Source organism: Pseudidiomarina gelatinasegens, from assembly GCF_004025325.1.
GTDB classification, from domain to species: Bacteria; Pseudomonadota; Gammaproteobacteria; order Enterobacterales; family Alteromonadaceae; genus Pseudidiomarina; species Pseudidiomarina gelatinasegens.
Genome location: NZ_RSFE01000001.1, coordinates 96031 through 120630 on the forward strand (window position 1 = coordinate 96031; position 24600 = coordinate 120630).

Consider the following 24600-nt stretch of genomic DNA (forward strand, 5'->3'; position numbering starts at 1 on the left):
ACAGGAGTAATGCAATGAGTGGCTTCGTACCTTCACGACTAAGCATCGCCAAGATAATCTTCGCACTATGCGGATTGGGGCTATTCTCGCAAGCGGCTGTGGCCCAGGATGAAACGGCCAAAGAAACCGAACAATTTATTGAGCAAATGGTCACGAAGCACGATTTCAAACGCGCTGAAGTTGAACAACTACTCGCCCAGGCAGAACGGAACGAAACTATTCTTGAAGCGATTGCCCGACCTTGGGAAGCCAAACCGTGGCACCAGTATTATCCTATTTTCTTGACGGAAAAACGCCTCAGTGCTGGCCTCAAATTTTGGCAAGAACATGCAGATACGCTAGCACGCGCAGAACAAACCTATGGCGTTCCTGCAGAAATCATTGTTGCCATTATTGGCGTCGAAACTTTTTACGGCGAATACCGCGGCAAATACAGTGTGCTCGATGCGCTCTACACACTCGGCTTTCATTACCCGCCGCGGTCCAAGTTTTTTCGCTCTGAACTTGAACAGTTTATGTTGTTAACGCGTGAAGAATCGCTACCTGCAACCGAGTTAATGGGCTCTTACGCCGGCGCTATGGGGTATGGCCAATTCATTTCGTCATCATACCGGCACTATGCTGTCGACTTTGACGGCGATGAAGTGCGTGACCTATTGGGCAACCCCGTCGATGCGATAGGTAGTGTCGCCAACTACTTTTCACGTCACGGCTGGAAGCAAAACGCCCCTGTAGCGCTCAAGCTGGCAACCACAGACACCCATGCAGAATTGGTCAGCAAAGGTTTAAAGCCTGAAGCGACGCTTGCTAACCTTTTACAAGACGGTCTAAAATTACCAGAAGGTCATGCGTTAAGCGATGATATGCTTGGCAAAGTATTCGAATTTGAGCAGGTGGAAAATAATGAATACTGGCTGGGCTTGCATAATTTTTATGTGATCACGCGATATAATCACAGTCCGTTATATGCCATGGCGGTTTACCAATTTAGTCAACAACTACAACAAGCGCGCTAATTACTTATGGTTGGACTTCGTTTTGTTTTCATTATTTTGCTGGTGAGTGTGCTTGGTGCATGCTCAACGGCTTCGAATTCGCGTTATAGCCAGAAACATGACTCGATTCCAACCCGCTTACCTACCGCGAATGAATTAATTGAGCCAGAACCCACCTTCGAAGCACCAAGTCGCCAAGGCAACCGTACCTACTCACTGTTCGGTAATACCTGGCACATCCTTGATGACGTGTCTGCATTCAGTCAAGAAGGCACAGCATCTTGGTATGGTGAAAAGTTTCATGGCCATTTAACCTCCAATGGCGAAATTTATGACATGTTCGCCATGAGTGCTGCACACAAAACACTGCCGCTGCCAACCTACGTTCGGGTCACCAACCTTGATAACAAAAAATCCGTAGTGGTTCGTGTAAACGACCGCGGCCCCTTTCATGGCAACCGTATTATCGACCTTTCATACGTTGCGGCCTACAAGCTCGATATGCTGAACTCTGGTACCGCCCGTGTGCGTGTTGAAGCCCTGCAACCGAGTTCCAACAATGAGATGTTAGCCGTTACGCCACCATTGAAGCTGGACGACATTGAACAGTTTTATATTCAAGTTCATGCCGGTAGCGACGCCGAGCGCTTAAAGGCCGAAGCGCAACAATTACAAGATTTATACCAAGTTCCTGCAACTACTCAGCCAAACAATGGTCTATATCGTGTAGTTTTGGGGCCGTTCGCTGAACCACAAACGAATGAATTGCTGGAACAGTTACGAAATGCCGGCTATCCAGATGCGTTTCGGGTTGCAGTGCCCTAATCACTGCGTTTTACCGTTGTTTGTGCTATATTCAGCACCCTTTTTTTCATCTAGAGCTAAACAAACCAGAGAATGAATACTATGCGTCGTGTACTCCGTCATTTTGTTCGCACAGTTGTCTTCACTGCAGCCGCTTTTACAGCAGTCGCACAAGCCGCAATTGTTCCCCCGGCACCATCAATCAATGCCAAAGGTTACATTCTGATTGATTACACCACCGGTCATGTCATTACCGCAGGTAATGAAGACGAATCATTAGCTCCGGCAAGTTTGACCAAAATGATGACCAGCTACATTATTGGTCGCGAGTTGCAAGCCGGGCGCATCAATAACGATGACTTGGTGACTATTAGCAACAATGCTTGGGCCAAAAACTTCCCTGAATCATCGAAAATGTTCATCGAAGTTGGTAAACAGGTTTCTGTCGCCGACTTGAATCGCGGTATTGTTATTTCATCAGGCAACGATGCTTGCGTGGCTATGGCCGAGCACATTGCCGGTAGCGAAGATGCCTTCGCTGATTTAATGAATACTTACTCGGCTGAATTGGGCATGTCTAATTCCAGTTTTGCCAACAGTCATGGCCTTCCTGATCCAAATCAATATAGCTCACCACGTGACATGGCCACCTTGGCTCGCGCATTAATTCGTGATGTGCCTGAAGAATATTCGTTGTACGCGGAAAAATCGTTTACCTACAACAATATTAAGCAATACAACCGCAACTCATTACTGTGGGACCGCAGCATGAACGTGGACGGCATAAAAACCGGCCACACCAACGAAGCAGGTTATAGCCTTGTTTCATCTGCAACTGAGGGCGATACACGTCTTATCGCAGTCGTCATGGGCACATCAAGCGAACAAGCCCGTAAAGTTGAAAGCAAAAAATTGCTTAACTACGGCTTTCGTTACTATGAAACCGTTACTGCGTATCAAGCCGGCGAAAGCTTTGTTGACCATCGCGTATGGGGCGGCGAGCAAGACACCGTGCAGTTAGGTGTGACTGAAGCTGTTGTTATTACGCTGCCTAAAGGCCAACGTAATAATTTGAAAGCAAACTTCGAGCTTAATCAAACCCTTGAGGCACCTATTGCGAAAGGTACCCAAGTAGGTACTGTTTATCTGCAACTGGAAGGCGAAGACATTGCCAGTTACCCGCTGGTCACACTCAACAGTGTTGAACAAGGCGGCATTTTTAAGCGCTTCATGGATTGGGCAAAACAACAATTTAGCGACGAATCGTAGGTCACCACTTGTATGACCACAACGGTTTATCTGAACGGCGAATGGCTCGCCAGTGAACAAGCAAAAGTCTCGGTCTTCGACCGAGGCTTTTTGTTTTCAGACGGCATTTATGAAGTTGTTCCCGTCTATCAAGGCCACCCTTTCTTACTTGAATTGCACCTGCAACGATTGCATCGGTCACTTACAGAAATTGGCATTCAAACACCCACCGAAGACTTTTGGAACAACTTGGTTGCTGAATTGATACAACGCAATGCAGACAGTGACTGCCTGGTATATATTCAAGTGACCATGGGTGCAGAGGCACAGCGTTCGCACTTACCAACAGGCGATTTGCAACCCACTATATTCGCCTGTAGTTCACCATTACACGTGCATTGGCAGGTACCCCAACCGGCCAAAGTGGCGGTTCTTGACGACATCCGTTGGCAACGTTGTGACATTAAAAGCATTAGTTTGCTAGGCAATATCATGTTAAAGCGCAAGGCCGCTGCGCGTGGCGCAATAGAGCCTCTCCTTCATCGTGACGGGCGTATTACAGAGGGCGCATCGTGTAACTACTTCGCTGTGCACCAAGGTAAATTACTGACCCCGCCAGCTGATCACTTGATTTTGGCAGGTATCACCCGCACATGGGTACTGCACCTTGCGCAACAGCTGCAAATTGACACGGTTGAAGAACCTATTTATGTCAACCAACTGCACCACTTCGATGAGTTATTCCTAACCAGCTCAAGCCGCGAAGTGCAGCCGGTTGGTCAAATTGATGATATAATTGTTGGCAATGGTCAGTGCGGTGAAGTTACCGCGCGTTTAGCTGAAGCGTTTCACGCCAGCAAACGACACCTAATTCAGGAGTAAAAGCATGCAAAAAACTAGCTTTGACGAATTGGTTGAGTTTCCATGCCATTTTACCTTTAAAGTAATGGGACTCGCCACGCCAGAACTTCCGGATACTGTCGTTGCCGTTGCTCAGAAGCATGCACCGGGTGATTATTCGCCTTCGGTAAAGCCGAGTAGTAAAGGCAACTACCATTCGATATCCATTCAGGTTCAAGTAACCAGTCAGCAACACATTGAGACTTTATATCGCGCTCTTGCCGATATCGAAGAAGTTCGTTATGTCCTCTAAACTGATTATTCGCCATCTTGGTCGGCAACCCTATGAACCGGTATGGACAGCTATGCAAACGTTCACCGATGAACGTGACGAGCACACCACCGATGAACTTTGGGTACTTGAGCACGACCCGGTGTTTACGCAAGGCCAGGCAGGCAAAGAAGAACACATTTTGGCACCCGGCGACATTCCAATTGTGAAAGTTGACCGCGGTGGCCAAGTCACCTATCACGGCCCAGGCCAATTGGTGGTCTATTTCTTGTTGGACATTCGTCGCCGTAAAATGGGTGTGCGCCAACTGGTCAATGCGATTGAAGATGCAATCGTTGCAATGATGGCCGAATACGGCGTTGAGGCGGCAGCACGTCCAGACGCGCCAGGTGTCTATGTTAACGGTGCTAAACTATGTTCTTTAGGTTTGCGTATACGTAAAGGCTGTTCGTTTCATGGGCTTGCGTTAAACGTCGACATGGACTTAACTCCGTTTCTACGCATTAATCCCTGTGGTTACGCCGGCATGGAAATGGTACAAAGTATTGATTTGAATGGGCCGCAAAGCGTAAGCGAAGCGGCGCAACACGTCACCCAGATATTTGCTAAATTGCTGGGTTATGAACACACGACTGAAGAAACAGGATTCGCGAGAAATTATGTCAAAGCCAGTTAGAGTTGAACCTGGAGTAAAATTACGTGACGCCGATAAAATGGCGTTGATTCCAGTCAAGATTGTCCCAACTGAACGCGATCAAATGTTGCGTAAGCCAGAATGGCTGAAGGTGAAGCTACCAGCATCAACCCAACGCATTGACGAAATTAAGCAAGCCATGCGTAAGCACGGTTTGCACTCAGTGTGTGAAGAAGCTTCTTGCCCTAACTTAGCCGAGTGCTTTAATCACGGCACCGCAACCTTCATGATCTTAGGTGCGATTTGCACACGACGTTGTCCATTCTGTGATGTTGCGCATGGTCGTCCATTGCCAGTTGACCCCGAAGAAGCTGTTAAACTTGGCGCGACTGTACGTGACATGAAAGTAAAATATGTCGTGGTCACCTCGGTCGACCGCGATGATTTGCGTGACGGCGGTGCTCAGCATTTTGCGGATTGTATTCGCGAAATTCGCGCACACAGCCCGGGTATTCAAGTCGAAGTTTTGGTACCTGACTTCCGCGGTCGTATGGACGTTGCACTCGATATTTTATCTGACGAAGCACCTGATGTGTTCAATCACAACCTCGAAACCGTGCCGCGCATGTATAAAGCAGCGCGCCCAGGAGCTAACTATCAGTGGTCATTGGATTTATTGCAGCGTTATAAGAAAGCACGTCCAGATGTGCGCAGCAAATCTGGGCTAATGGTCGGCTTGGGTGAAACCAATGAAGAGATTCTCGATGTCATGCGTGACTTGCGTGCACACGATGTTGAAATGCTGACAATTGGCCAATATTTGCAGCCAAGCCGCCACCACTTGCCAGTGACTCGCTATGTAACACCAGCAGAGTTTGAAATGTTCCGTGAAGAAGGTGAGAAAATGGGCTTTACCCATATAGCTTCTGGCCCACTGGTCCGCTCGTCATACCATGCTGATATGCAAGCTGCTGGGAAGGAAGTGAAATGAGTACGCTCATTTGGTGTTTACTTATTGCTGGTTTGTTGCCGATTGCCGCCAAGGCACCCGTGGTTTACTTTCAAAACCGTGACAAAGGCTACGACAATCGCCATCCGCGCGCGCAGCAGCAACGTTTAACCGGTGCTGGCGCTCGTGCAGTTGCAGGCCACTACAACGCATACGAGGCATTTCCTCTGTTCGCTGCGGCCGTATTGTTGGTCATTGTTACTGAGCAACTTACTGCGTTAAACACCACCTTAGCGGTGAGCTTTATCGGCTTACGCATTGCCTACCACGTATTCTATTTAACCAATTGGGATAAACTACGCAGTTTGGTATGGTTATTTGCGCTGCTGTGCCCGGTATTAATGATTGCACAAACGGCAATTACCGTGGTCGGGCAATAAGCTCTAGATACAAATCAGGCCACTGGCCAATATCGTAATATTGCATTGGCGTCATAGTATTTACTGGGCGCCATGCATACCTCTCAGTTTGCTGACACGTCGCAATCGAATACAAACCAACATCTTCGTCCGTCGACCCCAACCGCCAGCGCTGCTCATTGGTATCTAATGGCTGCCCTAGTGCTCGCCAATCAGGTACTGCAAAACGCCACGGCAGTTGCATCCACAAATCAATCAACGCATCGCGATCAAGTGTTGTGCTTGCAGTGGTCACAACATTAAGGCTTGGATGCGCGTAACGCCCAGCACAATAGTTGTCAGCCAGCTCTTCGCTCATCGCGTATTCATCGACAAACCCTAGCCAGTGTGCGACTTCATGGGCAAACAGGCTTAATGATGCATTGGTGGGCAACACAATAGAATGATTTTGACTGCTCGCAATACCAAGCTCATCGGCCACAAACAAAATCCGGCGATTGTTCTTGTGGTGTGCTTCGCGTAAGGCGCACTGAGCCCGACCCCGCATACCAACCGTGGTGCAGTTTAATTGTTCTGGGGTGTACGTTGCTACGGAAAAACAATTTATAAAGGCAGCCAACGGGTGATGCTGCCATCTTGATAACATTGCTAACGGTTGATCTTGTTGCTGTTCTGGTAGCCACAATGTTACGGCAGCAAGCACACCGCACTGTTGTCCGGCTAATTGTGGTTGTGCCGCTCGCGCTGCTTGCTCAAAGGCTTCCGGAATTGTTGTGGCACCGGCATGGGGCGACAACAAACTCGCGCAGCACGCTATGATTAACGCCCATTGCCTGGCGACGCGACTACTTGGCTGACGCAGCTTCAATCGCTTGTTTACTGCGTTCGAGTTCCAAATTCGCATAGCGGTACTCAAGGAACATAAATACATTGGTACTCATGGCGAGTCTGAAGTACACCGAAGCAGCCTGAAAATCACCTTCCATTTGCTTCAGTTTACCTAAGTAGAAGTAGGTCTCGCACATCCGCTCTGCCAGCGTTTCATCCGGCTTTAGATCGCGCACCGCAAACCCTTTTAAAAATGTTTGCTCATCAATTGCTCCGAGCATTAAATCAACCAAGCTCCAGCCCCAATCGGTATTGCCGTGTTCAACACGACGTTGCGCCAAAGCAAGCCTTGCCGCTTCATGGCTTTCTTCAACTTCTGCTAAAAACAGCCAGATAACCCGATAAGGATCATCCGGTTGGGCTTCGTAAAAGGTCGTGAAATCATCAATTGCGAGATCAATACGATTGTCATAATAAGCATTCACCCCGCGGTTCAGCGTTGCGTATGGGTGGTCAGGTTCAAGCTCTAATACCCCATCGAACATTTCGTACGCGTAATTAAACTCTTCCAGTTGGGTGTAATGAATACCTAAATAATTATAGGCGTCAGCTAAACGCGGGTTGTACTCTAAGGCATGATTAAAATCGATACGAGCAAGGGTAACCAGACCCAAGGCATCGTAAAGCGAGCCGCGGCGATACAGAAGCTCTGCTTGGCTTTCTTCCGGCAATTCCATGTCGCGCGCGACAATCTCATTGAGTTTAGCGATTTCTAGCTGGTAACGCATATCAGGTGCTTGTGGCGTAACCACAAACAAATTGGTTAACGCAGCGCTTTGTGATGGCCCTGTTTGCGCACAAGCGCTGAGCATCAGGGCAACCAAAGCTAACGCCCCAAAACGGATTTTCATGAAGCACGACCTTGTCTATAACATGATGTAAGCATAATAACTTAGATTGACAAAAAAGACGAAAACGGAATGTTAAGAAATATAAATAAAAGGGCCGCGCTTTGTCGCCAAAGCGCGGCCCTTATCCGATATCCAATATCTAATATCTAATATCTAATATCAGCTTTGCCTTTGATTAACTCTCAGCGTTATCGCTTGAGTTATCTTCAGTTGCATCCGTTGCTTCTGCAGCAGGTGCAGCAGCTGGCTTGTCAGACGCATCTTTCATGCTCAAACGCACACGGCCTTGACGGTCAATTTCGAGTACCTTAACTGGTACTACATCACCAACTTTCAAGTATTCGTTTACGTCATTCACGCGCTCTTCAGCGATTTGTGAAATATGAACCAAACCATCTTTACCTGGCAGAATTGTCACGAACGCGCCGAAATCGACGATACGCGCTACTTTACCTTGATAAATACGGCCTACTTCTACTTCAGCTGTTAGCTCTTCGATGCGGGCAATTGCTGCGTCAGCTGATTCTTGATCAGTTGCTGCGATGCGCACGGTACCGTCATCATTAATTTCGATGTTGGTATTTGTGCTTTCAGTTAATTCACGAATCACCGCACCACCTTTACCAATCACGTCACGGATTTTATCCGGATTAATTTTGATAGTGGTATAACGTGGCGCATAGCTTGAAAGCTCAGTACGAGCGCCAGAAATCGCTTCGTCCATGACCTGCAAAATGTGCAAACGTGCAGCTTTAGCTTGAGCCAAGGCTTTTTCCATGATTTCACGGGTGATACCGTCAATTTTGATATCCATTTGCAGTGCAGTGACACCTTCAGTGCTACCCGCCACTTTAAAGTCCATGTCACCTAAGTGATCTTCGTCACCAAGAATGTCAGAAAGAACAACGAAGTTATCGCCTTCTTTCACCAGACCCATAGCAATACCTGCAACCGATGCCTTAATCGGTACACCAGCATCCATCAATGCCAGTGACGTACCACATACTGACGCCATTGAACTTGAGCCGTTTGATTCAGTGATTTCTGAAACCACACGAATGGTGTACGGGAATTCTTCCTGCGACGGCATAACTGCTTGCACACCGCGCTTCGCTAAACGGCCATGACCAATTTCGCGACGCTTCGGCGAGCCAACCATGCCGGTCTCACCCACACAGTATGGAGGGAAGTTATAATGCAACATGAAGCGATTACTGATCATGCCTGACAGGTCGTCAATCATCTGTGCATCGCGTTCCGTACCCAAGGTAGCGGTCACTAAAGCTTGGGTTTCACCGCGCGTAAATACAGCTGAGCCGTGAGTACGTGGCAATACGCCAGTCGCAATGTGCAACGCACGAACCATATCAGGTTCACGACCGTCGATACGCTTCTCGCCAGCAATAATGCGGCCACGTACAACTTTACTTTCCAACGAATGGAACAAATCGCCAATTTCTTTGGTGTTTAACGTTTCATCTTCAGCAAGTAACTTTTCAGTCACTTCAGCTTTCAGTGCTGAGATTTTCTCGTAACGCTCTGCTTTTTCAGTGATGCGGTATGCATCGCCGATACCCGCTTCTGCTAAATCTTTAATCTTACCAAGCAACGCGTCGTTGGTTGCTGGAGCTTGCCAATCCCACTTCTCTTTGCCTGCTTCTGCTGCGAATTCGCTGATTGCAGTGATCACGCTTTGCATTTGCTCGTGACCATAAACAACCGCGCCTAACATCGCATCTTCAGACAGCATTTGTGCTTCTGATTCAACCATCAATACTGCGCCTGCAGTACCAGCAACAACCAAATCCAACTTCGAAGTTGCTAATTCATCAGCTGTCGGGTTAAGCACGTATTCGTCGTTGATAACACCAACGCGCGCTGCACCAATTGGGCCAGCAAACGGCGCGCCAGAAATAGCAAGCGCTGCAGAGGTACCAATCAAGGCAACAATATCAGGGTTAATTTGCGGGTTTACCGAGATAACCGTAGCCACAACCTGCACTTCATTTTTGAAGCCTTCAGGAAAGAGTGGACGAATTGGACGGTCGATAAGACGGCAAGTTAAGGTTTCATTCTCAGATGGACGGCCTTCACGTTTGAAGAAACCACCTGGGATTTTACCTGCAGCGTAAGTACGCTCTTGATAGTTAACTGTTAACGGGAAAAAATCTTGGCCTTCTTTAGCTTCTTTCTTGGCAACGACCGTAACTAATACTGTTGTGTCGTCCATGCTTGCAAGAACTGCACCCGTTGCTTGACGCGCCATCGCGCCGGTTTCTAATGTTACTGTATGTTGACCATACTGAAATTTCTTTGTAATCGGATTCACGTGTTATTTTCCTTTGTCTTTCTCTTAAATTCTAAAGCGCTATTAGCTACTAGATATTAGATATTAGATACTAGCGAAATGCCGGCTCGATTTTCTAATATCTAATATCTAATATCCAATATCGCTTTAGTTTTTCATTAAACAAAAAAGGGGCCGCAGTTGGGCCCCTTTGCTCGAACAGTGCTTAGCGACGTAAACCGAGTCGCTCAATCAGGCTTGCATAGCGCTGATTGTCTTTACGCTTCAAGTAGTCCAACAATTTACGGCGTTGGCTTACCATGCGCAACAGACCACGACGTGAGTGGTGATCTTTGGCGTGTTCTTTAAAGTGGCTTTGCAGCTCGTTAAGGTTCGCAGTTAACAACGCTACTTGAACTTCTGGAGAACCAGTGTCGTTTTCGCCTTGACCAAATTCTTTAACGATTTCCGCTTTTTGTGCCGCAGTTAGTGACATATATTACTCCTGATTGTTAAAAGATGTCAGTGCCAATCACTAATTCAGCACCGACGAAATCGCTGTGGATTATACGCATGAACGCGCTAAAACGCAACGCTAACAGCAGCTAATCTCAGTCTGCTAAATTGACCACGCGCTTCGGTGCCAAAGCACCATCGCGCCAAATGCCAATCCCCAAGAACACCCCGTCTGAGGCCCGAAAAACGCGCATAGGCTGGTCTGGATTCAGCGGCTCTTCGGGCAGGTTTGCCGGATTACCACTGGTGAAACGTATTGCATTAATAGCATCAATTTCCACCGCCGGCACTTGCCGAATCACGCAGTCATTCGGTTGTAGCAATGCATCAACCGCAGTATAATCGCCTTCTTCAGGGTTCGTAGTGGCTGCTATTGCGGCTATCTCGTCCATACTGAGAACCGGGCCCTCGACCCCTTCAATCCAAGTACGATGCAACTCCTGCACATACGCACCGCAGCCCAACCATTGCCCCATGTCATCGATTAACGTACGAATATAAGTGCCTTTAGAGCAGGTAACTTCCAGCGTCAGCTGATTACTTTCAATCGACCAATCAATGAAAGTAATCGCACGGATGGTAATGGTGCGTGTTTTGCGTGGCACCTCAATGCCCTGCCGAGCGTACCAATATAGCGGGCGCCCTTCATACTTCAACGCGGAGTACATTGATGGCGATTGTTCTTGGCTGCCGGTGAACTGAATAATTGCTTTATCGATCAAGTCGCGTGTTAGCCGTTCAAGCGCTTCCGGTTGGCAACGTTCAACCACTTCACCTTCCGCGTCACTGGTGGTGGTTCGAGCGCCAAGTTGCGCAACAACACGGTAGGTTTTGTCCGCTTCAAGAGCAAAATGCGATACTTTGGTGGCCTCACCAAAACACAATGGTAATAAGCCCGTTGCGAGCGGGTCTAATGCGCCCGTGTGCCCTGCCTTATTGGCATTAAAAAAACGCCGCACTTGCTGGAGTGCGGCGTTTGATGTGATATCACGGGGCTTGTTTAACAAAATCACGCCACTTACATTGCGGCCCGACTTACGACGTCCCATTTAATCGTCTCCGTTCGAATCCTTGTCACCGGCATCATCACGGTGAGTATCGCGACGAATCGCTTCATCAACCAACCGTGACATTCGAATACCTTCATTCAACGAAGGATCATGCACGAAACGCAACTCGGGCATGACCCGAGCGCGTACACGTTTACCGAGTAATGACCGAATGAAACCCGACGCATCATTTAATACTTTCAATGCGGTGGTTACATAGGCTTCATCGTCATTGAAAAAGGTCACGAATACTTTGGCGTACGCCAAATCACGCGACACTTCAATGTCCGACACAGTGACCATCGACACGCGTGGATCTTTAATTTCACGCTGCAATATCATCGCTATTTCGCGCTGGTACTGCTGACCCACGCGGTCAGTACGGCTAAAATCTTTGCCCATTTCGGTTTATAAGCTCCGTTCTACTTGAACTGTTTCAAATACTTCGATTTGGTCACCCACTTTCACGTCGTTGTAGTTCTTCACGCCGATACCACATTCCATACCGTTGCGAACTTCTTGAACGTCGTCTTTAAAGCGGCGCAATGAATCCAACTCACCTTCAAAGATAACCACGTTGTCACGCAGTACACGAATTGGCGCAGAGCGTTTCACGACACCTTCGGTAACCATACAACCAGCAATGGCGCCAATTTTCGGTGATTTAAATACATCACGTACTTCAGCCAAACCAATAATCTGTTGCTTGAATTCTGGTGCTAACATGCCACCCATTGCCGCTTTAACTTCGTCAATGAGGTCATAAATCACGCTGTAGTAGCGTAAATCAACAGCGTCTTGCTCAATCAAGCGTTTCGCTGATGCGTCAGCACGTACGTTAAAACCAACCACGATAGCATTTGAGGCACTTGCCAATGATGCGTCAGTTTCAGTAATACCACCAACACCACTACCAATAATGTTCACTTTCACTTCATCGGTAGACAGCTTCATCAATGAGTCAGAAATAGCCTCGAGCGAGCCTTGTACGTCAGATTTCAGTACAATGTTAAGCTCTTGCACGTCGCCTTCTTGCATGTTCGCAAACATGTTTTCCAGCTTCGCTTTCTGCTGTTTCGCCAATTTGATTTCGCGGTACTTGCCTTGACGGTAATTTGCAACTTCACGGGCTTTACGCTCGTCTTTAACAGCAGTTGCTTCATCGCCCGCTTGTGGCACACCCGACAAACCAAGTATTTCTACTGGAATTGATGGGCCTGCTTCTTTGATCTCTTGACCAGTCTCATCACGCATCGCACGAATACGGCCATATTCCAGACCACAGAGTACGATATCGCCTTGACGCAATGTACCTTCTTGAACCAATACCGAAGCCACTGGGCCACGGCCTTTGTCCAAGCGTGACTCAATCACGATACCTTTGGCCATGCCACTGGCATTAGCTTTTAGGTCGAGTACTTCAGCTTGCAATAGAATTGACTCAAGTAATTGCTCGATACCTTCGCCAGAATGAGCTGATACCGGCACAAACATCACGTCACCGCCCCATTCTTCAGGGATAACGTCACGCTGCGCGAGTTCGTTTTTAACACGATCTGGATCAGCTTCTTCTTTATCCATTTTGTTGATTGCAACAACCAATGGAACGCCAGCAGCTTTCGCGTGCTGAATCGCTTCCAAGGTTTGCGGCATCACGCCGTCGTCGGCTGCAACAACCAAGATAACGATGTCCGTTGCACCAGCACCACGTGCACGCATTGAGGTAAATGCAGCGTGCCCCGGAGTATCAAGGAAGGTAATCATGCCTTGATCGGTTTCAACGTGGTAAGCACCAATGTGCTGGGTAATACCACCCGCTTCGCCGCTTGCCACTTTCGCTTTACGAATATAATCCAACAACGAGGTTTTACCGTGGTCAACGTGACCCATAACGGTTACAACCGGTGCACGCGACACTTGCTGCTGGTTTTCAGACTCATTACGGTCTGCCAAAATTTCTTGCTCAAGCGCGTTCTCACTAACCAACAACACTTTATGACCCATTTCTTCAACGACTAATGACGCTGTTTCTTGGTCTAAAACCTGGTTAATCGTGACCATCTCACCCATTTTCATCATGGTTTTGATCACTTCGCCGGTTTTAACAGCCATGCGGTTTGCAAGTTCACCAACGGTGATGGTTTCACCAAGCTTCACTTCACGCTCTACCGGTGCGGCTGGCTTATTAAAGCCGTGCTGCAAGGTCGAACGCTTTGAGCCTTTCCGACGTTTTTCACGACGTGGTGATTCATCACGCTCGTCATCTTTACCACGACGCTTACTCTTGTTGCGACGGGCACGACGTTCTTCACCTTCGTCTTGCTCATCTTCAGCCGCTTGCGCGGTTTGTGATGTGGTGAAGTGAACTTCTTCTTGCTCAGCTTTTTTACGCTTGGCTTCTTCTTCTTGCCAGCGCGCTTCGTTTTCTTCTGCCAAACGGCGTGCTTCTTCCGCTTGTTTTAGCGCTTCAGCTTCAGCTTTTTTACGTGCTTCTTCTTCTTGCGCTTTACGCAAACGATCAGCTTCAGCTTTGATTTCATCAGCTTTCTGACGTTCTTCAGGTGTCATTGCTGCGCGTTTTTCCGCTTCAGCTTTGGCCTTCGCTTTTTCTTTTTCTTTGCGTGCTGCTTCTTGCTTCGCTTTTTCTTCCGCCGCTTTAGCGTCTGCTTTTGCTTTGGCTTCTGCCGCTGCTTTCGCTTCTTCTTCTTTGCGCTTGGCTTCTGCAGCTAAACGTTCTTGTTCTGCTTTCTGATCAGCTTTTTCTTGTTCTTCACGTTGCTGATCTTCCAGCGCTGAGCGCTTCACATAAGTGCGTTTCTTGCGTACTTCAACCTGTACGGATTTGTTACGGCCGGGGCCGCCACCAATACTCAAGGTGCTCTTTTCTTTGCGCTTTAACGTCATTTTGGCCGGCTCACTTGGGCCGCTGCCACCATGCGCTTTGTTTAAATGGGCTAACAGGGCCTGTTTTTCGTCTTCCGTCACACCGTCGCCTGGCTGCTTTTTCATGCCTGCTTCCGCAAACTGTTGCACCAAACGATCAACTGTCGTACCGACATCGTTAGCTAGTTTATCCAGCGTTACTTCTTCCATAGTCTGTAGTACCCCCGTTGATCTTATTCTTCATTACCGAACCAGCAGATGTTACGCGCTTGCATAATCAGCTCGCCTGCTCGCTCTGCGGTTAGTTCGTCAATATCGGCCAAATCATCAATACCTTGCTCAGCAAGGTCTTCTAAGGTGACAATACCGTGACTTGCAAATACGAAAGCCAAATGACGATCTAAACCTTCAAGGTTCAGTAGTGTTTCATCTGGCTCAGCACTTTCTAACGACTCTTCGTTGGCCAAGGCTTGTGTTGTTAACACGCCTTTCGCACGGCTACGTAATTCTTCAACGATGTCCTCGTCCATACCTTCAATATCTAACAGCTCGTCAACTGGTACATACGCGATTTCTTCTAAGGTTGAGAAGCCTTCATCCACCAATACACCAGCGAAATCTTCATCGATACCTAACTTCGACGTAAACAAGTCGAGCACTTTCTGCGCTTCGGCTTGGTTCTTCTCATTAAATTCGTCAACTGACATGACATTCAGCTGCCAACCTGTTAACTGGCTCGCAAGGCGAACGTTTTGGCCGGCTTTACCGATAGCTTGTGCAAGGTTGCCTTCTTCAACTGCGATATCCATTGTGTGCGCTTCTTCGTCAACCACAATAGACGCAACTTCAGCCGGTGCCATGGCATTGATTACGAACTGCGCTGGGTTATCGTCCCACAGTACGATGTCAACACGTTCGCCACCTAATTCGCCCGACACTGCTTGTACACGTGCACCACGCATACCAACACAAGCCCCAACAGGGTCAATGCGACGGTCATTACTCTTCACCGCAATTTTTGCACGCGAACCTGGGTCACGCGCAGCACCACGGATTTCAATCATTTCTTCGCCGATTTCCGGCACTTCAATGCGGAACAGTTCAATCAAGAAGTCAGGATGGGTACGGCTCATAAATAGCTGTGCACCACGAGCTTCTGGGCGAACTTCAAACAATAAACCACGCAACCGGTCGCCAGCGCGGAATGATTCACGCGGCAACAAGTCTTCACGATAGATAATTGCTTCAGCATTGTTACCTAAATCTAAAATAACGTGCTCGCGCGTTGCGCGTTTTACGATACCGCTGACTAATTCGCCAACTTGATCTTGGTATTCATCAACCACTTTCGCCCGCTCGGCTTCACGAACTTTTTGTACGATAACTTGCTTAGCGGTTTGCGTGGTGATTCGGTCGAACTCAATTGAATCAATTTGCTCTTCAACATAGTCGCCAGCTTGAACACTTTCGTCTTCATACTGAGCAGCTGCTAAGCTGATTTCGCGATACGGGTGCTCAAGCGGTTGCTCACTGTCGTCAACCACTAACCAACGACGGTAGGTATCAAATTCACCGGTATGGCGATCAATACTTACGCGTACATCGATGTCACCGTCATATTTCTTTTTGGTTGCGTGCGCGAGCGCAGATTCAAGCGCTTCAAAAATCTTTTCTTTTGAAACATCTTTTTCATTTGAAACTGCTTCTGCAACCAATAATATTTCTTTTGCCATTGTTTTGCCTCGCCTACGCAATCCTTAGTTAAACTGAGGAACTAAATGAGCTTTCTTGATTGATGACTGCGCTACTTTAAACGCTTCGCCATCAATATTGAATTCAACGTAATCGCCATCAACTGCGGCAATTACACCTTTAAATTTACGTTTACCTTGTTGGGCCATGGTCAGCTCTACGGCTGCCGTTTCACCCAGGTAGTCAGCGTACTGAGCCGCTTTGAAGAAAGGCCGTTCCATACCAGGCGAAGAAACTTCAAGGAAATATTCACTTTGAATTGGATCTTCAACGTCTAAAATAGCGCTAACCTGATGACTGACTTTTGCACAGTCATCTACACTTACGCCATCTTCATGGTCAATATAAACGCGCAGCGTAGAATGTTTACCTGCACGCACAAATTCTACGCCCCACAAGGCATAGTCAAGTGCTGAAACAGCAGGTTCTATCATGTCGAATAAACGGTCTTCAATACGAGCCAAGTTTGCTAACTCCTAAAAACAAAAAAAGGGCGTAAACGCCCAGTGTTGTTGACTGCCCACTCAGTTGTACGCTCATACGTAGAACTGCCGCAGCAAAGGTCACATAGTAAAAAGCCCCGAACTGCTGCGGGGCTTTTAAAACACTGGACCCTTTTGTAATTGGTTGCGGGGGCAGGATTTGAACCTACGACCTTCGGGTTATGAGCCCGACGAGCTACCAGACTGCTCCACCCCGCGTCCGAAAACGTGTCCATATTATAAGGGTTTCCAACGGAAACGCAACCGTGGCCGGTCGCTAATTTGGTGCGGATGGCGGGACTTGAACCCGCACGCCCTAAAGCACTACCCCCTCAAGATAGCGTGTCTACCAATTCCACCACATCCGCAAAAAATCTTTTAGCAATTAAATGCTTAGTTACTACCTGGAACGTCACTGTCGTTCGTAGGCACTGCAGGAACTTCTTCCACTGGTACTTCAATTTCATCGAAGTTACCTTTGGTGTCGCCATTGCCTGAGGATAAGTTACCTAGAATTAAACTCAGTACAAAAAACACAACAGCCAAAACAGCGGTTGTACGGGTTAGGAAGTTACCTGAACCGCCTGAACCGAATACAGTATTCGACGAACCAGCGCCGAATGAAGCGCCCATGTCTGCGCCTTTACCTTGTTGGATCATAATGAAACCAACCAGGATTAACGCAACAATCAAGTAGGCAATCAATAATATTTCGTACATAGCTTACTTACTCCGGGTTTGTGCAGCATCGCAGATGGCTACGAATTGCTCTGGCACTAAACTTGCGCCGCCTATCAAACCACCATCTATATCAGCTTGTGCAAAAAGTTGCTCAGCATTATCAGCTTTCACGCTACCACCATACAAAATCTGTAAGTTGGCGCCTGAAGGCCCGAATTTTTCATTTAACCAGTTACGTATAAACGCGTGAACTTCCTGCGCTTGTTCCGGCGAAGCGGTCAAGCCAGTTCCAATTGCCCAAACTGGTTCATAGGCAATCACTAAACGTTCGGCGCTGTCAATGTTCTGCAAGGCTTCGTTCAACTGCTGCGCAATAACATCAAACGTGCGTTGTTGCTCACGCTCTTGCGCACTTTCGCCAACACACAGCACTGCAGTCATCGGTGAGCTTTCCAGCACATGGCTAACTTTCGCAGCAATACGCTTCGCATTATCACCATAAAACTGGCGGCGCTCCGAGTGCCCGATAAGAACCATGCTGGCACCAGCTTCTTGCACAAGTGCAAGGCTATGTTCACCAGTATGGGCACCGCTCGAGTTCTCGTTTGCGTCTTGCGCGCCTAACTGCACGTTGTCGTAGAATGCTGCTTGCTGCCAAGCGGGCATTAACACTGCGGGTGGACATACCACCACGCTTACTCCAGCGTGCTGTGCAGCACTGTCTCGGAGTGCATCAGCCATGGTTACGACCAAGGCGCGGTCGCCGTTCATTTTCCAGTTAGCAATAACTAACGGTTGGCGTTGCATCTAAACCTCTGACTTCATTGAGAGCGGCGAGATATTACATAACCTCGCCCCAAGTTACAAGCAGTGAATGCTTAAATAGTTGTTCACTGATTAATTACTAGCCGCTTCCACTTCACTGGCAATTTCTTCAGCAAACTTGCGTACCGTTTTTGCGTCTTTACCTTCTACCATGACACGTATTAACGGCTCAGTTCCCGACTTTCGCAACAGTACCCGACCATTGTTACCCAAAGCTTGTTCAACTTCGGTAACCACCGCCTGCACATTGTCAGCTGCCAAAGGGTCGGTTCCAGCTTCGAAACGGACATTCACTAAAGCTTGCGGAAACTTGGTAAAGTTTTGCAATAAGTCGTCAAGGCTTCGGCCTTCGCGTTGCATTGCGGTAAGTACTTGCAAACCTGCAATGATGCCATCGCCGGTGCTATGGAATTGACGATTAATAATGTGGCCTGAATTTTCGCCACCGATACGCCAATCACGTTTCACCAACTCTTCCATCACATAACGGTCACCAACTTTAGCCCGAACAAAAGGAATGCGGCGATCAGTAAAAAACTTTTCTAACGCAAAATTACTCATCAAGGTGCCAACAATACCACCTTGCAGCAAGCCGTCTTGCTGTGCTGCACGCGCCAGAATATAAATAATATCGTCACCATCAACCACGCGGCCTGATGCGGTTACCATCATAATCCGGTCGCCATCACCATCAAGCGCAAAGCCGAGATCAGCGTTCACTTCAAGCACTTTGGCGCGTAGCGCATCAAGGTGGGTGGCACCACATTTTTCATTGATATTGACGCCATTTGGCTCAGTACCAATTTCCCAAATATCTGCACCCAATTCGCTGAGCACATCTGGGGCAATATGGTAAGTTGCGCCATGAGCGCAATCGACCACTATTTTTAAGCCTTTGAGTGATAAGTCAGACGGGAATACACTTTTACAAAATTCAATATAGCGCCCAGGTGCATCATCAATACGACTGGCGCGCCCCATATTTTCAGAAGGCACACAGCGAATCGGTTCATCCAATAAGCGTTCTATTTCTGCTTCGACACTGTCAGGCAATTTACTGCCTGAGTCTGAGAAGAACTTAATGCCATTATCGTAATAAGGATTATGCGAAGCACTAATTACAATCCCGGCTGCTGCGCGAAAATTACGCGTCAAATAGGCAACCGCAGGTGTTGGCATTGGGCCCAAAAATTCCACGCTGACACCAGCAGATAACAAACCGGCTTCTAGCGCTGACTCCAGCATATATCCAGACAAACGGGTGTCTTTGCCCACCAATACACGATGGTTGCCATTAGCTGACAATACGGTACCCGCAGCCCATCCCAGTTTTACAGCAAAATCTGGGGTAATCGGAAAATCACCAACGCGGCCACGAACCCCGTCAGTGCCAAAATATTTACGCTCACTCAAGCGAATTCTCCAGCCAAGGTTGCTGCAACGACTTTCATTGCATCAACCGTTTCCTTGACATCATGCACACGAATAATCTGTGCCCCTTTCATCGCGGCAATCGTTGCCGCTGCAATGCTACCTGCTAAGCGCTCACTTACCTCACGGTTGGTAACTTGACCGACCATAGATTTGCGCGACATACCAATTAGCAATGGCAGTTGCAGCTCATGGAACGCTTGCAAGCGTTGTAGCAGCTGGTAATTATGCCTGACAGACTTACCAAATCCAAAGCCCGGATCGAGATATATATTATTTTTTTGTATGCCCGCGTTCACACAAGCGCGTACACGCGCGTCGAGAAACTGTTTTACCTCCACCACCACGTCGTCATAGCGCGGCTCGTGCTGCATGCTACGTGGTTCGCCTTGCATGTGCATCAGACACACTTTAACGTCCGGCCTACTGGCTAACAGCAGCTCAGCCCCTTCATCGCGCAGCGCATTAATATCATTAATCATGCGCACGCCGTACTTGAGTGCTTCGGCCATTACCGCTGTTTTACAGGTATCGACCGACAGCGACACATCAAAGTTCTGACGCAGCTTCTCCACAATCGGAATGACCCGCTCGAGCTCTTCTTGCACGCCCACACCTTGGCTTCCTGGGCGCGTTGATTCGCCGCCAATATCAAGCCATGCGGCGCCATCAGCAACCATTTGTTCGGCTTGATAAAGCGCTCGGTCGAGCTGATTGAACTTGCCGCCGTCTGAAAACGAATCAGGCGTTGCGTTCAATATTCCCATGACTTCAATGTTTGTGCGTGTATCCGACATGACTTCGTACCCGTATTCACTCAAAAAAAAGCCCCGAATTACGGGGCTTCTTATTATTGTTTAACTGGCTGGAGAATCTCCAGCTGGTTTGCTCGTTGGCACCGGTTTGCTAACTTCAGACTCACCGTCATCACCACCGGGCTTATTATTGTCACGCTGTTGCCAGTCTCGTGGCTCACGTACGTCACGACGATTCATCAGGTCATCAATCTGGTCCGCGTCAATGGTTTCATACTTCATCAACGCATCTTTCATGGTATGCAAGATGTCGACGTTCTCTTCCAAGATGCGTTTTGCACGATCGTAGTTGCGGTCAATAAACAGCTTCACTTCCTGGTCGATGGCACGTGCAGTATCATCGGACATGTGCTTATGTTGCGTTACCGAGCGCCCTAAGAACACTTCGTTTTCATCTTCTGCATAGAGCAATGGCCCCATCTTCTCAGACAAGCCCCATTGCGTCACCATCTTGCGAGCAATTTGCGTTGCCCGCTCGATATCGTTTGACGCGCCGGTGGTAACTTTTTCGTCACCATAGATAATTTGCTCGGCCAAACGGCCCCCGAACAGACTCGAGATCATACTTTCCAGATGCTGCTTAGAATGACTGACACGGTCTTGCTCAGGCAAGTACATGGTAACCCCTAAAGCACGCCCACGCGGTATGATGGATACTTTATAAACTGGGTCATGCTCGGGCACCAGTCGCCCAACAATAGCGTGACCAGCTTCATGGTAGGCGGTCATGGCTTTTTCTTCTTCAGTCATCACCATTGACCGACGCTCCGCGCCCATCATGATTTTGTCTTTGGCTTTTTCAAACTCTTCCATAGCAACAACTTTTTTGTTGCCACGTGCCGCGAACAAGGCTGCTTCGTTAACCAAGTTGGCCAAATCAGCACCCGAGAACCCTGGCGTACCACGCGCAATCACCGAAGCTTCAACGTCTTTGCCCAGCGGAACTTTGCGCATATGCACTTTCAGAATTTGTTCACGTCCGCGCACATCCGGCAAACCGACCATAACTTGACGGTCAAAGCGACCAGGGCGCAGTAACGCAGGGTCTAAAACATCCGGACGGTTTGTTGCAGCAATAACGATTATGCCCTCATTGCCCTCAAAGCCATCCATTTCCACTAACATTTGGTTCAACGTTTGCTCGCGCTCGTCGTGACCGCCGCCCAAACCGGCACCACGTTGGCGCCCTACCGCATCAATCTCATCAATGAAGATGATGCATGGTGCAGCTTTCTTGGCTTGTTCAAACATGTCACGTACACGTGAAGCACCCACACCAACAAACATTTCTACGAAATCAGAACCTGAAATCGAGAAGAAAGGTACCCGTGCTTCACCGGCAATGGCTTTCGCCAACAATGTTTTACCTGTACCTGGAGGCCCTACCATCAGCACCCCAGTCGGAATTTTACCGCCAAGATGTTGGAAACGGCTTGGGTCTTTCAAGTAATCAACCAATTCGCTGACTTCTTCTTTGGCTTCATCACAACCAGCCACATCAGCGAACGTTGTCTTAATTTGGTCTTCGCTCATCAAGCGCGCTTTGCTTTTACCGAACGACATCGCGCCACGACCACCGCCGCCACCTTGCATTTGTCGCATGAAAAATATCCACACGCCAATCAGCAAAATCATGGGGAACCACGAAATGAAGATTTGAGCTAACATGCTCGGCTCTTCCGGAAGCTTGCCGTTTACTTCAACGTTGTTTTCTAACAAGTCATCCAAAAGTTTCGGATCATATTGAGTCGGCACTACCGTGGTAAACGGCTCACCACTGCGCGCTTGCGCAGTAATCACCCGCCCATCAATATCAACCTTGCTTACGCCACCGTTATGCACTTGGCTAATAAACTGGCTGTAGGGCACTTGCTGGCTAGTGCTGCCGCTTTGACTGAAGTTGTTAAACACAGTCATTAAAACTACGGCTATTACGAGCCATAGTATGAGATTCTTTGCCATATCGCTCAAAGCTGACTACCTCTTGTTTGCATTTGTAGCACGCCTTACAGAGTACTACAGTTTGTAACCGGTCGCTACCAGATACACCTCACGAGAACGCGCCCGTGATGAATCAGGTTTGCGGGTTTTCACCGTGGTGAATGCCGCACGTAAATCTTTCAAAAACTCTTCAAACCCTTGCCCCTGAAATACTTTGACGACGAAACTGCCGTTTGGTTTCAATACCTGATGACACATATCTAAAGCCAATTCAACAAGATACATTGATCGCGGCTGGTCAACATTGTCGTTACCGCTCATATTGGGTGCCATATCGGATAATACAACATCTACGTTTTTGCCACCGATTCGGCTCAACAGCGCCGCTAAAACTTCTTCGTCACAAAAATCGCCTTCAAGAAAGTCGACGCCGGCGATTGGGTCCATCGGTAAAATGTCGCAGGCGATAACTTCACAATTGCCATGCAGGCTGTCCACCACAAACTGTGACCAACCACCCGGCGCTGCACCAAGATCCACTACCGTCTGACCCTGTTTTAAAATTCGGTCACGTTGCTGAATCTCTTCTATTTTAAACACTGCACGGGAGCGATAGCCCTTTTTTTGCGCTTTCTGTACATAATGATCGCTAAAGTGTTCTTGTAACCAGCGCGTACTGCTGGCGGAGCGTTTTTTTGTCATGTTTCTCTTACCAAACTGGCTTCTTCTACCCAGATGGCGGTAGAATAGCGAAAATTCAAGTCAATTGATGGGATATATTACATGGCAACGGCCGTAACCTTAAGCAATAAACAGAAACAACACCTAAAATCGTTGGCTCATTCGTTAAAACCGGTCGTCTTATTGGGCGCTAATGGTCTGACTGAAGGCGTCATGGCGGAAATCGAACTGGCTCTTGAACATCATGAGCTGATTAAAATAAAAGTACCTGATGAAGATCGGGAATTACGTGAGCAAGTCTACGCAACTATCGTTGCGCATACCGGCGGCACCAGAGTTCAAGTTGTGGGTAAGATTTTAACGCTGTATAAGCCAAGCTCAGCGGGAAAAATTCAACTGCCACGTAGCTAACGCGTTAAACTACCCTTCTGCATTACCCTGTGCTGTCGCCAATGCAATTGCTACTTGGCGCAGCGCAGTGTCCAGTAACATACCGTCACCGCGCCGTTTCAAAAATGTTTCAGCCATTATCTGACGGTTCTGCTCGGTCATTTCGACCTTATAATGCTGCATTATCGGCTCTACGTGCTCGAGTGCCTTGAGCGTTAAAGTCACGGCTTCATTAGACTGATACTCGGTTCCCGTTTCACTCACAACGGAACTCACATTCGGATAAAACAAATCGGTGCTCGGCGCGAAGAACCAATCTAACGACACGTTGTGTCGCAGCAATCCTTCTACAACACGATCATAATTCACCGAGTTTCGGCGTTTCCAGTTGCTATGTGTACTTGGTGGAAGCCCCAACCAACGCATGATCGCACTCGCTGACTTTTGCTGTGACACCAATGCTAACCGCGCCATACAGGTATCCACATCCGGTAAATCAAGGTTGCTTTTGAACGTTGTCTGTGGTCTATTTTGTGCGGTTATGTCATTTGACACTATTCTGTTATTTTTTACGTCATTTGACATAAAAAGCCTTCATATGAGTTAACTTTGGAACTCTCTGTGAATTAATTATTCACTACCATTGAACAAGAAGCACTATACCTGATGGACAGTAAACAAATCAAAAAGGAATTAATGCGGCGCGGATTCGATTTTTCGATGATTGCCGAAGCACTCGGGAAGAGCCCTTCTCTGGTGTCGAAGGTTGCGTCCCGCAAAGCGCGCTCACAACCGGTGGCGCTGGCAATTGCGAAAGCATTGGGCGAGGATATTGAAGTCGTGTTTCCTGACGTTGAGGCGTATCATCAACAGCCTCTAACGAGCGAACAACGCAAACAAAAACAGCGCGAACTGGTCGCGCTGTTGAAGGGTTAATACTTTCTAAC

Annotated in this window: 26 protein-coding genes and 2 tRNA genes; 10 read left to right on the forward strand and 18 right to left on the reverse strand. The window is 48.0% G+C overall.

Features of this window, described 5'->3' with window-relative positions; all coding sequences use genetic code 11:
- Nucleotides 1-14 precede the first annotated feature (14 nt).
- From mltB to EGC76_RS00565, 8 genes are all read left to right on the forward strand, one after another.
- Nucleotides 15-1016, forward strand: a complete 1002-nt coding sequence (mltB, locus tag EGC76_RS00530) for a lytic murein transglycosylase B (protein WP_128351073.1) — start codon at nucleotides 15-17, stop codon at nucleotides 1014-1016.
- A 6-nt stretch (nucleotides 1017-1022) separates the two neighbouring features.
- Nucleotides 1023-1820, forward strand: coding sequence for a septal ring lytic transglycosylase RlpA family protein (locus EGC76_RS00535; protein WP_128351074.1), 798 nt, complete (start codon nucleotides 1023-1025; stop codon nucleotides 1818-1820).
- Between the two features lie 72 nt (nucleotides 1821-1892).
- Nucleotides 1893-3068 (forward strand): serine hydrolase, encoded by a 1176-nt coding sequence (locus tag EGC76_RS00540; RefSeq protein ID WP_128351075.1) that lies wholly within the window; start codon nucleotides 1893-1895, stop codon nucleotides 3066-3068.
- Nucleotides 3069-3080: 12 nt separating this feature from the next.
- Nucleotides 3081-3929 (forward strand): aminotransferase class IV, encoded by an 849-nt coding sequence (locus EGC76_RS00545; protein ID WP_128351076.1) that lies wholly within the window; start codon nucleotides 3081-3083, stop codon nucleotides 3927-3929.
- Nucleotides 3930-3933: 4 nt separating this feature from the next.
- Entirely contained in the window at nucleotides 3934-4200 is a 267-nt protein-coding gene (gene ybeD, locus EGC76_RS00550; RefSeq protein WP_128351077.1) for a DUF493 family protein YbeD, read from the forward strand.
- On the forward strand, nucleotides 4190-4855 hold the full coding sequence (gene lipB / locus EGC76_RS00555) for a lipoyl(octanoyl) transferase LipB (RefSeq protein ID WP_128351078.1): 666 nt from the start codon (nucleotides 4190-4192) through the stop codon (nucleotides 4853-4855). Before ybeD ends, lipB begins: the two co-directional genes overlap by 11 nt.
- Nucleotides 4839-5804, forward strand: coding sequence for a lipoyl synthase (gene lipA, locus EGC76_RS00560; RefSeq protein ID WP_128351079.1), 966 nt, complete (start codon nucleotides 4839-4841; stop codon nucleotides 5802-5804). The genes lipB and lipA overlap by 17 nt, the downstream gene beginning before the upstream one ends.
- Nucleotides 5801-6202, forward strand: a complete 402-nt coding sequence (locus tag EGC76_RS00565; protein WP_128351080.1) for an MAPEG family protein — start codon at nucleotides 5801-5803, stop codon at nucleotides 6200-6202. The genes lipA and EGC76_RS00565 overlap by 4 nt, the downstream gene beginning before the upstream one ends.
- Here the strand turns inward: EGC76_RS00565 and EGC76_RS00570 are convergent.
- The 17 genes from EGC76_RS00570 to rlmE all read right to left on the reverse strand — a co-directional run bounded on the left by EGC76_RS00570 (nucleotide 6183) and on the right by rlmE (nucleotide 23284).
- Nucleotides 6183-7085 carry a hypothetical protein gene (locus tag EGC76_RS00570; protein WP_164876765.1) on the reverse strand — a complete coding sequence of 301 codons (903 nt, stop codon included), beginning with the start codon at nucleotides 7083-7085 and terminating at the stop codon, nucleotides 6183-6185. The genes EGC76_RS00565 and EGC76_RS00570 overlap by 20 nt on opposite strands.
- The gene (gene nlpI / locus EGC76_RS00575; protein WP_128351082.1) at nucleotides 7027-7920 is read right to left on the reverse strand and encodes a lipoprotein NlpI; all 894 of its coding nucleotides are present in this window, start codon (nucleotides 7918-7920) and stop codon (nucleotides 7027-7029) included. The genes EGC76_RS00570 and nlpI overlap by 59 nt, the downstream gene beginning before the upstream one ends.
- Before the next feature lie 175 nt (nucleotides 7921-8095).
- Nucleotides 8096-10249 (reverse strand): polyribonucleotide nucleotidyltransferase, encoded by a 2154-nt coding sequence (pnp, locus tag EGC76_RS00580; protein ID WP_128351083.1) that lies wholly within the window; start codon nucleotides 10247-10249, stop codon nucleotides 8096-8098.
- A gap of 184 nt (nucleotides 10250-10433) precedes the next feature.
- A complete protein-coding gene (gene rpsO, locus EGC76_RS00585; RefSeq protein ID WP_128351084.1) occupies nucleotides 10434-10703 on the reverse strand; it encodes a 30S ribosomal protein S15 in 270 nt (89 codons plus the stop codon).
- Between the two features lie 115 nt (nucleotides 10704-10818).
- Nucleotides 10819-11772 (reverse strand): tRNA pseudouridine(55) synthase TruB, encoded by a 954-nt coding sequence (gene truB, locus EGC76_RS00590; protein ID WP_128351085.1) that lies wholly within the window; start codon nucleotides 11770-11772, stop codon nucleotides 10819-10821.
- Nucleotides 11773-12174, reverse strand: a complete 402-nt coding sequence (gene rbfA / locus EGC76_RS00595; RefSeq protein ID WP_128351086.1) for a 30S ribosome-binding factor RbfA — start codon at nucleotides 12172-12174, stop codon at nucleotides 11773-11775. It lies immediately after the preceding gene.
- 6 nt (nucleotides 12175-12180) lie between these two features.
- Nucleotides 12181-14865: a translation initiation factor IF-2 gene (infB, locus tag EGC76_RS00600; RefSeq protein ID WP_128351087.1), complete on the reverse strand. Its 2685-nt coding sequence runs from the start codon at nucleotides 14863-14865 to the stop codon at nucleotides 12181-12183.
- Between the two features lie 23 nt (nucleotides 14866-14888).
- Nucleotides 14889-16388 (reverse strand): transcription termination factor NusA, encoded by a 1500-nt coding sequence (nusA, locus tag EGC76_RS00605; RefSeq protein ID WP_128351088.1) that lies wholly within the window; start codon nucleotides 16386-16388, stop codon nucleotides 14889-14891.
- A gap of 24 nt (nucleotides 16389-16412) precedes the next feature.
- Nucleotides 16413-16841 carry a ribosome maturation factor RimP gene (gene rimP / locus EGC76_RS00610; RefSeq protein WP_417659700.1) on the reverse strand — a complete coding sequence of 143 codons (429 nt, stop codon included), beginning with the start codon at nucleotides 16839-16841 and terminating at the stop codon, nucleotides 16413-16415.
- A 190-nt stretch (nucleotides 16842-17031) separates the two neighbouring features.
- Nucleotides 17032-17108, reverse strand: a tRNA-Met gene (locus tag EGC76_RS00615).
- Between the two features lie 64 nt (nucleotides 17109-17172).
- Nucleotides 17173-17257 (reverse strand) — tRNA-Leu (locus EGC76_RS00620).
- 25 nt (nucleotides 17258-17282) lie between these two features.
- Entirely contained in the window at nucleotides 17283-17609 is a 327-nt protein-coding gene (gene secG / locus EGC76_RS00625) for a preprotein translocase subunit SecG (protein ID WP_128351090.1), read from the reverse strand.
- 3 nt (nucleotides 17610-17612) lie between these two features.
- Nucleotides 17613-18377 (reverse strand): triose-phosphate isomerase, encoded by a 765-nt coding sequence (gene tpiA, locus EGC76_RS00630; protein WP_128351091.1) that lies wholly within the window; start codon nucleotides 18375-18377, stop codon nucleotides 17613-17615.
- A gap of 90 nt (nucleotides 18378-18467) precedes the next feature.
- Nucleotides 18468-19808: a phosphoglucosamine mutase gene (gene glmM, locus EGC76_RS00635; RefSeq protein WP_128351092.1), complete on the reverse strand. Its 1341-nt coding sequence runs from the start codon at nucleotides 19806-19808 to the stop codon at nucleotides 18468-18470.
- Nucleotides 19805-20623 (reverse strand): dihydropteroate synthase, encoded by an 819-nt coding sequence (gene folP, locus EGC76_RS00640; RefSeq protein WP_128351093.1) that lies wholly within the window; start codon nucleotides 20621-20623, stop codon nucleotides 19805-19807. Before folP ends, glmM begins: the two co-directional genes overlap by 4 nt.
- Nucleotides 20624-20683: 60 nt before the next feature.
- On the reverse strand, nucleotides 20684-22612 hold the full coding sequence (gene ftsH / locus EGC76_RS00645; RefSeq protein WP_128351094.1) for an ATP-dependent zinc metalloprotease FtsH: 1929 nt from the start codon (nucleotides 22610-22612) through the stop codon (nucleotides 20684-20686).
- Between the two features lie 45 nt (nucleotides 22613-22657).
- A complete protein-coding gene (rlmE, locus tag EGC76_RS00650) occupies nucleotides 22658-23284 on the reverse strand; it encodes a 23S rRNA (uridine(2552)-2'-O)-methyltransferase RlmE (protein ID WP_128351095.1) in 627 nt (208 codons plus the stop codon).
- A gap of 81 nt (nucleotides 23285-23365) precedes the next feature.
- Here rlmE and yhbY point away from each other — a divergent pair, with 81 nt between their 5' ends.
- The gene (gene yhbY / locus EGC76_RS00655) at nucleotides 23366-23674 is read left to right on the forward strand and encodes a ribosome assembly RNA-binding protein YhbY (RefSeq protein WP_128351096.1); all 309 of its coding nucleotides are present in this window, start codon (nucleotides 23366-23368) and stop codon (nucleotides 23672-23674) included.
- 9 nt (nucleotides 23675-23683) lie between these two features.
- Here the strand turns inward: yhbY and EGC76_RS00660 are convergent, their stop codons facing one another.
- Entirely contained in the window at nucleotides 23684-24127 is a 444-nt protein-coding gene (locus EGC76_RS00660) for a helix-turn-helix domain-containing protein (RefSeq protein WP_164876766.1), read from the reverse strand.
- Between the two features lie 192 nt (nucleotides 24128-24319).
- Here EGC76_RS00660 and EGC76_RS00665 point away from each other — a divergent pair, with 192 nt between their 5' ends.
- The gene (locus tag EGC76_RS00665) at nucleotides 24320-24589 is read left to right on the forward strand and encodes a helix-turn-helix domain-containing protein (protein WP_128351098.1); all 270 of its coding nucleotides are present in this window, start codon (nucleotides 24320-24322) and stop codon (nucleotides 24587-24589) included.
- Nucleotides 24590-24600 lie beyond the last annotated feature (11 nt).

What these genes read in the sequence shown, in the direction of transcription:
- EGC76_RS00545 (WP_128351076.1), top strand. Translation starts at nt 3,081, where the DNA reads ATGACCACAACGGTTTATCTGAACGGCGAATGGCTCGCCAGTGAACAA.
- rlmE (WP_128351095.1), bottom strand. Translation starts at nt 23,284, where the DNA reads ATGACAAAAAAACGCTCCGCCAGCAGTACGCGCTGGTTACAAGAACAC.
- yhbY (WP_128351096.1), top strand. Translation starts at nt 23,366, where the DNA reads ATGGCAACGGCCGTAACCTTAAGCAATAAACAGAAACAACACCTAAAA.
- EGC76_RS00570 (WP_164876765.1), bottom strand. Translation starts at nt 7,085, where the DNA reads ATGCGAATTTGGAACTCGAACGCAGTAAACAAGCGATTGAAGCTGCGT.
- rimP (WP_417659700.1), bottom strand. Translation starts at nt 16,841, where the DNA reads ATGATAGAACCTGCTGTTTCAGCACTTGACTATGCCTTGTGGGGCGTA.
- EGC76_RS00535 (WP_128351074.1), top strand. Translation starts at nt 1,023, where the DNA reads ATGGTTGGACTTCGTTTTGTTTTCATTATTTTGCTGGTGAGTGTGCTT.
- rbfA (WP_128351086.1), bottom strand. Translation starts at nt 12,174, where the DNA reads ATGGGCAAAGATTTTAGCCGTACTGACCGCGTGGGTCAGCAGTACCAG.
- infB (WP_128351087.1), bottom strand. Translation starts at nt 14,865, where the DNA reads ATGGAAGAAGTAACGCTGGATAAACTAGCTAACGATGTCGGTACGACA.
- ybeD (WP_128351077.1), top strand. Translation starts at nt 3,934, where the DNA reads ATGCAAAAAACTAGCTTTGACGAATTGGTTGAGTTTCCATGCCATTTT.
- truB (WP_128351085.1), bottom strand. Translation starts at nt 11,772, where the DNA reads ATGGGACGTCGTAAGTCGGGCCGCAATGTAAGTGGCGTGATTTTGTTA.
- EGC76_RS00540 (WP_128351075.1), top strand. Translation starts at nt 1,893, where the DNA reads ATGAATACTATGCGTCGTGTACTCCGTCATTTTGTTCGCACAGTTGTC.
- EGC76_RS00665 (WP_128351098.1), top strand. Translation starts at nt 24,320, where the DNA reads ATGGACAGTAAACAAATCAAAAAGGAATTAATGCGGCGCGGATTCGAT.
- nlpI (WP_128351082.1), bottom strand. Translation starts at nt 7,920, where the DNA reads ATGAAAATCCGTTTTGGGGCGTTAGCTTTGGTTGCCCTGATGCTCAGC.
- folP (WP_128351093.1), bottom strand. Translation starts at nt 20,623, where the DNA reads ATGTCGGATACACGCACAAACATTGAAGTCATGGGAATATTGAACGCA.
- lipA (WP_128351079.1), top strand. Translation starts at nt 4,839, where the DNA reads ATGTCAAAGCCAGTTAGAGTTGAACCTGGAGTAAAATTACGTGACGCC.
- EGC76_RS00660 (WP_164876766.1), bottom strand. Translation starts at nt 24,127, where the DNA reads ATGGCGCGGTTAGCATTGGTGTCACAGCAAAAGTCAGCGAGTGCGATC.
- EGC76_RS00565 (WP_128351080.1), top strand. Translation starts at nt 5,801, where the DNA reads ATGAGTACGCTCATTTGGTGTTTACTTATTGCTGGTTTGTTGCCGATT.
- mltB (WP_128351073.1), top strand. Translation starts at nt 15, where the DNA reads ATGAGTGGCTTCGTACCTTCACGACTAAGCATCGCCAAGATAATCTTC.
- secG (WP_128351090.1), bottom strand. Translation starts at nt 17,609, where the DNA reads ATGTACGAAATATTATTGATTGCCTACTTGATTGTTGCGTTAATCCTG.
- nusA (WP_128351088.1), bottom strand. Translation starts at nt 16,388, where the DNA reads ATGGCAAAAGAAATATTATTGGTTGCAGAAGCAGTTTCAAATGAAAAA.
- tpiA (WP_128351091.1), bottom strand. Translation starts at nt 18,377, where the DNA reads ATGCAACGCCAACCGTTAGTTATTGCTAACTGGAAAATGAACGGCGAC.
- rpsO (WP_128351084.1), bottom strand. Translation starts at nt 10,703, where the DNA reads ATGTCACTAACTGCGGCACAAAAAGCGGAAATCGTTAAAGAATTTGGT.
- lipB (WP_128351078.1), top strand. Translation starts at nt 4,190, where the DNA reads ATGTCCTCTAAACTGATTATTCGCCATCTTGGTCGGCAACCCTATGAA.